We start from the raw sequence: 8,511 nt of genomic DNA, 5'->3' as shown, positions 1-8,511 counted from the left end.
ATATAGAATTTATTAAGCCATTCATCGTATATTTTGATCCAACCAAATTGTTATCAAACTTACCATTATGGATCTTCGCAAACTGCATTATCGCACTTTATTCACATTCTGAAAAAACATCTATGTTAAACACAACCCTATTCAACATTGTTTGCTTTGTAAGTTATTCACTATTCTCAACGATACTTGCACACACAATGCCAAAAGATATGTTTCTAACATGGATACTATTCACTTTAATTTGGACAATATTTAGTTATTTAGTATGGTCAGCCAATCGACAAGATACGAAAGGATGGATTCTTTCAACCATTCTTTTAGCCATACTATTTAGCACATGCTTCACGTATACAGATAACACAATATCCAGTACGACCATTTTAAATTTTTTACTCTATGTATTCCTTGTAGTAGTCCTATATAAAGGAACAAAAGAAACATTGATCATTGTGATTTTGTCTATTATTTTAGCCTTGATTCTTAGTAAAATAAAAATTCAAATAATTTTTACAAAAAGTGCTTGCATTTATTTTAACTCGGTGCTATTATAAATAGGCACTTACGGAGGTTTAGCTCAGTTGGGAGAGCATCTGCCTTACAAGCAGAGGGTCAGCGGTTCGAGTCCGTTAACCTCCACCATTTAAATGCCGACTTAGCTCAATTGGTAGAGCAACTGACTTGTAATCAGTAGGTTGTGGGTTCAATTCCTATAGTCGGCACCACTTGTGACCCGTTAGCTCAGTTGGTAGAGCATTTGACTTTTAATCAAAGGGTCGGGCGTTCGAATCGCCCACGGGTCACCACTTATATTTGCAGGTGTAGTTCAATGGTAGAACTTCAGCCTTCCAAGCTGACTACGTGAGTTCGATTCTCATCACCTGCTCCATGTAAAAATCTACTCGCAAGCGCGAGTTTTTTTTGTATCTAAAATGCCAAGGATTAATCCTTGGCACTTTTTATAAATTCATATATATCCTCGTAAATTATTTGATTCTCTTTTTCATTTAAGATTTCATGTTTTAAAGTCGGATACAATTTACTAGATACATTCTTATATCCAACACCCATTAAAAATTGTTTCAATTGTTCAAATTTATCCTTACCCTGAATGACCGGATCTTCTTGACCTGCAATCATAAATATATGTAAGTTTTCATTAGTGACATTCCATCCTTTTTTATCAAAAGCTTTGATCATCAATTGAAATAAGTTAATAAAACCATTCGTTGTAAATAAGAATCCACACAATTCATCTGCTTCATATTGCTCTACATTCTCAACACATTTACTCAACCAACGATTACCCGATTCATATCCTGCAAAAGCCATCTTATTCAATAAGCCATTACCTTTCTTCTCCTTATAGAAAGGCTTTATTATTTTTGCCAATGCCAAACCTAGACTTGCCGCCGAATTTTCAGTAGGAGGACCACACAAAATCAGTTGATCAATATATGCATCATATTTCTTTAAGTAACAACGAGCCACTAAAGTCCCCATACTGTGACTAAATAACGTTACCTCTAATCCAGGATACATTTCACGTACATATTCCGTAACCTGGAATAAATCCTCCACAATATAATCCGCATTTTCAGTATAGAAATATCCATAATCATTTTTTGATTTCACGCTACTTCCATGACCTCTATGATCATGAATCACACAAATATAGCCACGATCATTTAAATATCGCATAAAGTCAAAATAACGCTCTTTATGCTCGGCCATACCATGCGAAAACTGTACGATTCCTTTTGGATTCTTGCACTCCATAATCGCAATCTCTAATTTTAACCCATCTTGTTTTGATGTTATTTTCTTAATTATCATATTATAGTACCTACATATCTTTCTTGTACTCATTGTATCAAATATATAATTATCGAAACTATACAAAAACAAAAAAAAGACCATTTTTTAAAATGGTCCAACTAGTTTTCACTAATTTCTACTTTTACTTTGTGATCCGCTTCCACATCAAAAGTGATTTTTGCGAAGTCATCTAAATGATTTGTGACAATATTATGAACCTGATCAAATACTTCGTCCTCTTTTTCTTCAGACTTGCAATCATATTCAATAGATGTAACTGTGTGTTTTTTAATTTTTACATCTTTTAATTCTTCTAACATTGATTTCATAATTATCTACCTCGATATAAGTCTATCACTTATTAAATCCAGTTGTCAAATTTATGCATGAAGCCAATCTACCCTATGATAATAAATAAAGAACGTGATACTTGATAAAGACCAAGTAATTGGATAAATCCAATATACACACCAAATATTATGCACTAAAGCCCCCATGATTGTAAGACCTGTAACACGCACAAAACACCAACAAACCATCATTACAATCATTGGAACCATTGACTTCCCAGCCCCTCTTAAAATAGCCGACACACAATGTGAATACGCTAATAAACAAAAGAAGAAAGCACTCGTTTGTCCACGCAAAGTACCAAAATGAATAACTTCAGGTGTTGCGTCAAAGGCTGCAACAAACTGAGGACTAAAAACAAAGATGATTACACCAATAATTTCTGCCAAAGTCATCGAACAAATCATACCAAACTTAGCACCCTTTAAAACACGATCATATTGGCGAGCCCCTAAATTCTGTCCGACAAACGTTGTAAGCGCCATTGTAAAGCTGGTAATCGGCAAGAACGCAAATCCTTCAATCTTAGAATAAGCTCCACATCCAGCCATCGCCATATCGCCAAAAGAGTTGATATTCGATTGAACTACAACATTCGCTAGACCAATAATTGAATTCTGAAATCCACTTGGCAAACCATACTTCAAAATCTCACCTAAAAGCTCTTTATGAATTTTTACTTTAGAAGGAACAATACGATGCGTTCCCTTTGTCGTCAACAATAAATAGAGACAAAGACCTGCTGAAATATATTGCGAAATAATCGTAGCTAAAGCAGCCGATCCAACTCCCATCTTAAGTACCGCAATAAAGAATAAGTCTAAGACAATATTCACTACACTTGATACAATCAAATAATATAACGAATGCTTACTATCTCCTACAGCCTGCAATATTCCTACAAAAAAGTTATACATTATCGATCCAAAAGAACCTAAAAAATATATTTTAAAATAAGTTACCGAAGCTGCCATCACACTATCTGGAGTTCCCATCCAACGAAGCAATGTAGGTGTAAAGAAAACACCAATAAGTGTCATAATAAAACTTACAATCAATCCAAACGCAACCGTTGTATGAATCGCATTTTGCATACGCTCTATTTCTCTTGCGCCAAAATAACGCGAAATGACTACACCTGCACCAATCGCAACCCCATTAAAGAAGCCAATCATCAAGAATATAATGTTTCCACTTGAACTCACCGCCGCAAGTGCCTGACTCCCCAAAAAGTTTCCAACAATTAAGGAATCCACTGTATTATATAATTGCTGAAATAAATTTCCTAATAAAATAGGTAACGCAAAGAAAACCATCTGTTTAGGAATCGATCCAGATGTCATTAACTTTTGTCCTTGTGCCAACCCTAACACCTCCTACACTACTAAAAGAAAAGGAAGCTTAAACTTCCTTGTAAAAACTTTGTAGATGACTACAAGAAGCATCAAACTGTTCTTTTTCTTCTTTTGTCATTTCAATCTCAACAACCTCTTTGACACCTGTCGCATCTAAAATAGCCGGTACACTTGTGAATACACCATCTTGTCCATATTGACCATCTAAATACGTAGAAATAGGAAGTACTACGGATTCATTAAACATCAATGCACGAACAATACGTGTTGTACTTGCGGCAATACCATAACATGTATTTCCTTTACGATTGAAGATTTCCCAACCATCTTTCTTTACCGCTTCATGAATACTTTCAAACATCCCCTCATTCATGCGTGTTGGATTATCTTTAATGATTTGGTAAATGTCTTTACCACCCACACGAACTGTACTCCATGGAATCATTTCACTATCCCCATGTTCACCTAAAACATAAGCATGAATACTCTTTGGATCTACATCAATACAATCAGCAATATGACATTGTAAACGAGCTGAATCTAATAACGTTCCTGAACCAATGATTTGATTTGCTGGTAAACCAGAAACCTTATAAGCCACATAAGTCATAATATCGACTGGATTTGAAACAACTACGATAAATCCATTAAATCCATTTTCTATAGCACTCGAAACAATACTTGTAACAATCTTAGAGCTTGATTTTAAAGCCACTAAACGATCGTTTTCCTTACCCATTGGAGCACTTGCGGTAATAACCAAAACATCTGCATCTTTGCAGTCTGTATAATCTCCCAATTTAATTTCCATATTACGATTCATAAAGGCAATACTATGAATCATATCTAATGTTTCACCTTTAGCCCTTTCTGTATTCATATCAATTAATACAATTTCATCGCAAATTCCTTGATTGATCATACAAAAAGCTGTACTTGCACCTACATTTCCTGCACCAACAATTACTACTTTTCTCTTTTTAATCATAATGGCTCCTCCTACAAAAATTTAGAGATATATCCCTGTATAAATATTACCAAAATAATAACAGGAATGATATATGAAACATAGAAACCAACTTGTTTAGGAAAAGAAATTCCCTCTCCGCAATTGGCTTCCTTTAAAAAGTTTTTAAATCCCCATCCATATTTAGATGTACAAAACAATACATAGCAAAGTGATCCTAAAGGTAATAGATTATTCGATACAATAAAATCTTCTAAATCTTGAATGGTTGAACCAGCACCTAAAGGTTGAACAAAAGACAATACATTAAATCCTAATGCACATGGTAAAGATAACACAAAAACAAGCACAAAACTTACTTTGATTGTTTTTGAATGAGACCATCCTGTCCATTCCATTGTCATTGTAATGATATTTTCAAATACCGCAATAATTGTAGTTAATGCGGCAAAACTCAAAAACAAAAAGAACAAAGCACCCCAAATATTTCCAAACTGCATATTCGCAAAGATATTAGGTAATGTCTGGAAAATCAACCCAGGCCCTTGCCCAGGATCCACATTATACGCAAAACAAGCAGGAATCACGATGAAGCCTGCAACCAATGCAACAAATGTATCTAAACACACAACCGTAATGGCCTCAGATGTTAACTTCTTACTTTTATCAATGTAACTTCCAAATATCGCAATAGCACCAATACCTAAACTCAAAGTAAAGAAAGCTTGGCCCATGGCCGCAAATACGACATCCGATACATTTTGCATCTTTGAAAAATCAGGCAACAAGTAAAACTTTACGCCCTCCATAGCCCCTGGCAAAATGAGTGAACGAACAGCTAGCACAAGCATCAACACCAATAAACACAACATCATATACTTTGATACTTTTTCCACACCATTCTGCAAGCCTTTTGAACAAATGAAAAAACCAATACAAACAACTAGAAACATCATACCTACTTGAATCAAGGGATTTGACAACATTAAACCAAATTCATTATTAATTTGACCCACATTTAATCCATTAAAATCACCCATCAACATTTTGTAGCAATAATAAAACAACCATCCACAAACCGAAGTATAAAACATCATCAGTATGTAATTTCCTGCCATTGCCACATACTTCATAAAATGCCACTTTGTCCCTTTTGGCTCTAACACATCAAAAGATAGGGCTGCACTTTTTTGACTGGCACGTCCTACCGAATACTCCATAACCATAACTGGCAATCCTAATATGACTAGAAAAAATAAATAAATCAAGACAAATGCAGCACCTCCATATTGCCCTACAATATATGGAAAGCGCCAAACATTGCCAATTCCTATTGCGCATCCTGCGCTAATTAAAATAAATCCTAAACGATTTGAAAACCTATCTCTCATTTTTCCAACTCCCTATAAAAACAATCTAAACATCCTATATATTTACCTTTCCAAGGCTTCATTCTTCCGCAATAATGTATGATAACACTATTCTTTTTCACCCAATCAAGATCTATCCTACTTCTTGGATTTCTTAGATTATAGAAATTCATCATTCTCTCACTCAAATTATATTTACGATAATCTACTAGTTTTGTCTTATCTCCATATAATGCCGTCAATACATCTTGATCAAAAAGTACAAGATTTTTCTTATATGCATTCACATAATTTAAAATATCTTGCTTATTTAATTGCTTACGCAATAATTCTAAATTCATCAACAAGACCCCAGTATTGATATATGGCACATCTTCTTTTAGCCCTAATCTTTTCGCATTTAAATGCGTCATACGCTCATTTACATGACTCGAAGCGATATAAAGATTACTTTCAAAATCCATGTTATACAATTCCCTTAAACTTTGAATCACAACAATATCCACATCCAAGTAAAGAATTCGATCCAATGTCTTAGGCAACAAATCTGAAGCGAATAATCGATAATAAATTTCTAGAGGATATCGAGATGAAATAGGAAACCCCTTAAATTCTTCTTCCTTTACTTCTATAAAATGAAAAGTACATTCCAAAAAAGAACGTCTTAAATCATCCATGTGTTTTTGATTTAAGTCATGATGCAAAATATAGAAATCAATATTTTTGTCAAACCGAATGATGGAACGTATACATGTCTTTGTCAAATCTATGAATTTTGCGTTAATTGAAAATAGAATGTTCATAATATGATTTTATCACAAAATAAATTGAAAATCTTTTCATATTTTGTGATACAATACTTACATTAAGGAGATGATGATATGAAACTTATTATACCTAAAAACTACGATCCAGTATTAACTGTTAGAGAGACACAAGAAGCTATTAAATATATCCGTGATACATTTCAATATGAATTTGGTAAAGAATTAAATTTATCAAGAATTTCAGCACCCTTATATGTTACACAAAGTTCTGGTTTAAATGACAACTTAAATGGTACAGAAAAACCCGTATCTTTTACCATGAAAGAACTTCCTGGTGAACAAATGGAAGTTGTGCACTCTTTAGCAAAATGGAAACGTATGGCTTTAAAGAAATATGGCTTTAAATTGCATGAAGGCTTATATACAAATATGAATGCCATTCGTAAAGATGAAGAATTAGATAACTTTCATTCTGCTTATGTCGATCAATGGGACTGGGAAAAAATTATTTCTAAAAATGAACGCACAAAAGAAACATTAGTAGAACATGTACGTACTATCTTTAAAGTCATCAAGCATATGGAACATGAAGTTTGGTACAAATACCCTCAGGCAGTTAATCATTTACCTGATGATATTTTCTTTATCACAACTCAGGAACTATTAGATATGTATCCAAATATGAACGCAAAAGAAAGAGAAAACGCCATCACAAAAGAACATGGCTGCGTATTTGTGATGCAAATTGGTGATAAATTATCAAACAATGAAAAACACGATGGTCGTGCTCCAGACTATGATGACTGGACACTAAATGGAGATATCCTATTCTGGTATGAACCACTACAAAGTGCTCTAGAAATATCTTCTATGGGAATTCGTGTGGATGAAGATACATTATTAGAACAATTGAAAAAAGAAAACTGTTTGGAAAGATGTGAATTACCTTTCCATAAAGCCATTCTAAATAAAGAATTACCATACACTTTAGGTGGAGGAATCGGTCAATCCAGACTATGTATGCTTCTACTAAAAAAAGCACATATCGGAGAAGTCCAGGCAAGCTTATGGCCTGAAGTCATGGTCGATACATGCTTAAAAAATAATATTCAAATTTTGTAGGACAATTGTCCTACTTTTTTATTATCGTAGCATTGGAATTGGATATATAATTCTCATACTTTAAATCTGACAATTCACATCCATAAACTGAAATGTTTCCATCACAAGCAGTGATAGATCCGTCTGTATTTTCTTGGTATCCATCATATATATAGGCACCCGCAAACAATAGGCCATCCATTATGTTATGTTTAATATCAATATCATCACATATTACACTAACAGTACATTGATCTTTATTTGTGCTGCTTTTTAAATATGTGTAATACGCTCTACCTAAATCAAAATATTTTTCCATTTTTACTCCTAAAGAAAAGGAATAGGTATCTACCTACTCCTTATATTCTTATTCTTCAGATTGGATATCCATTGAATTATTGTCTGCAGTTTCTGCATCTTGTAGAATTGATTCTTCTACTGAAGCTTCTACACTATCCATCGTATCTCTATCATCAGAGCCAGATACTAGTTTGTCGAACTCTTCATCATGAACTTCTTTCATACGTGCAATACGTTTGTCACGAAGTTCTTTTGCCTTTTCTGCAACAATTAGATTTTGTGGACGATCTCCCTGGCATCCTGTACCTGCAGGAATCAGCTTACCAATAATAACATTTTCTTTCAAACCAATTAAGTGGTCAACTTTACCCTTAATAGTCGCATCTGTAAGAACCTTTGTAGTTTCCTGGAATGAAGCGGCTGATAAGAAAGAATCTGTTTCAACAGAAGACTTAGAAATACCTAATAATACTGGTTTGAATGTA

General features: G+C 33.9%; 9 protein-coding genes, 4 tRNA genes and 1 pseudogene. 6 read left to right on the top strand and 8 right to left on the bottom strand.

The genetic code is table 11. The features are described 5' to 3' along the window. The 5 genes from ACZQCL_RS01165 to ACZQCL_RS01145 all read left to right on the top strand — a co-directional run. Positions 1-551, top strand: a 551-nt coding sequence (locus ACZQCL_RS01165; protein ID WP_482481604.1) for a hypothetical protein, incomplete at its 5' end; no start/stop codon positions are given. 12 nt (positions 552-563) lie between these two features. Next, positions 564-639, top strand: a tRNA-Val gene (locus tag ACZQCL_RS01160). A 7-nt stretch (positions 640-646) separates the two neighbouring features. Then, positions 647-722: transfer RNA gene (locus ACZQCL_RS01155), tRNA-Thr, on the top strand. Positions 723-727: 5 nt separating this feature from the next. After that, positions 728-803 (top strand) — tRNA-Lys (locus ACZQCL_RS01150). Between the two features lie 9 nt (positions 804-812). Next, a tRNA-Gly gene (locus ACZQCL_RS01145) sits at positions 813-886 on the top strand. Positions 887-939: 53 nt separating this feature from the next. Here ACZQCL_RS01145 and ACZQCL_RS01140 read toward each other — a convergent pair. From ACZQCL_RS01140 to ACZQCL_RS01115, 6 genes are all read right to left on the bottom strand, one after another. After that, positions 940-1,833 carry an alpha/beta fold hydrolase gene (locus ACZQCL_RS01140; protein WP_227993642.1) on the bottom strand — a complete coding sequence of 298 codons (894 nt, stop codon included), beginning with the start codon at positions 1,831-1,833 and terminating at the stop codon, positions 940-942. A 101-nt stretch (positions 1,834-1,934) separates the two neighbouring features. Next, positions 1,935-2,144: a hypothetical protein gene (locus ACZQCL_RS01135; protein ID WP_003864747.1), complete on the bottom strand. Its 210-nt coding sequence runs from the start codon at positions 2,142-2,144 to the stop codon at positions 1,935-1,937. A gap of 51 nt (positions 2,145-2,195) precedes the next feature. Next, on the bottom strand, positions 2,196-3,539 hold the full coding sequence (locus tag ACZQCL_RS01130; protein ID WP_418272665.1) for an MATE family efflux transporter: 1,344 nt from the start codon (positions 3,537-3,539) through the stop codon (positions 2,196-2,198). Between the two features lie 28 nt (positions 3,540-3,567). Then, on the bottom strand, positions 3,568-4,509 hold the full coding sequence (locus ACZQCL_RS01125; protein WP_227993644.1) for an L-lactate dehydrogenase: 942 nt from the start codon (positions 4,507-4,509) through the stop codon (positions 3,568-3,570). Positions 4,510-4,520: 11 nt separating this feature from the next. After that, on the bottom strand, positions 4,521-5,879 hold the full coding sequence (locus ACZQCL_RS01120) for a sodium-dependent transporter (RefSeq protein WP_227993645.1): 1,359 nt from the start codon (positions 5,877-5,879) through the stop codon (positions 4,521-4,523). Continuing rightward, on the bottom strand, positions 5,876-6,661 hold the full coding sequence (locus tag ACZQCL_RS01115) for a glycosyltransferase family 8 protein (RefSeq protein ID WP_227993647.1): 786 nt from the start codon (positions 6,659-6,661) through the stop codon (positions 5,876-5,878). Before ACZQCL_RS01115 ends, ACZQCL_RS01120 begins: the two co-directional genes overlap by 4 nt. Positions 6,662-6,739: 78 nt before the next feature. Here ACZQCL_RS01115 and asnA point away from each other — a divergent pair, with 78 nt between their 5' ends. Next, the gene (gene asnA, locus ACZQCL_RS01110; protein ID WP_227993649.1) at positions 6,740-7,747 is read left to right on the top strand and encodes an aspartate--ammonia ligase; all 1,008 of its coding nucleotides are present in this window, start codon (positions 6,740-6,742) and stop codon (positions 7,745-7,747) included. A 10-nt stretch (positions 7,748-7,757) separates the two neighbouring features. On the opposite strand, the gene ACZQCL_RS01105 is transcribed toward asnA, so the two are convergent. Together ACZQCL_RS01105 and ACZQCL_RS01100 are read right to left on the bottom strand one after the other, a co-directional pair. Beyond that, entirely contained in the window at positions 7,758-8,045 is a 288-nt protein-coding gene (locus tag ACZQCL_RS01105; protein WP_482481600.1) for a hypothetical protein, read from the bottom strand. 48 nt (positions 8,046-8,093) lie between these two features. Continuing rightward, positions 8,094-8,511, bottom strand: a pseudogene (locus ACZQCL_RS01100) (DNA-directed RNA polymerase subunit beta'); the annotation flags it as partial.

It is taken from the genome of Holdemanella sp., assembly GCF_056804935.1.
The sequence above is the reverse complement of the archived record's forward strand: the minus strand, read 5'-3'. Positions and strand labels throughout refer to the sequence as shown.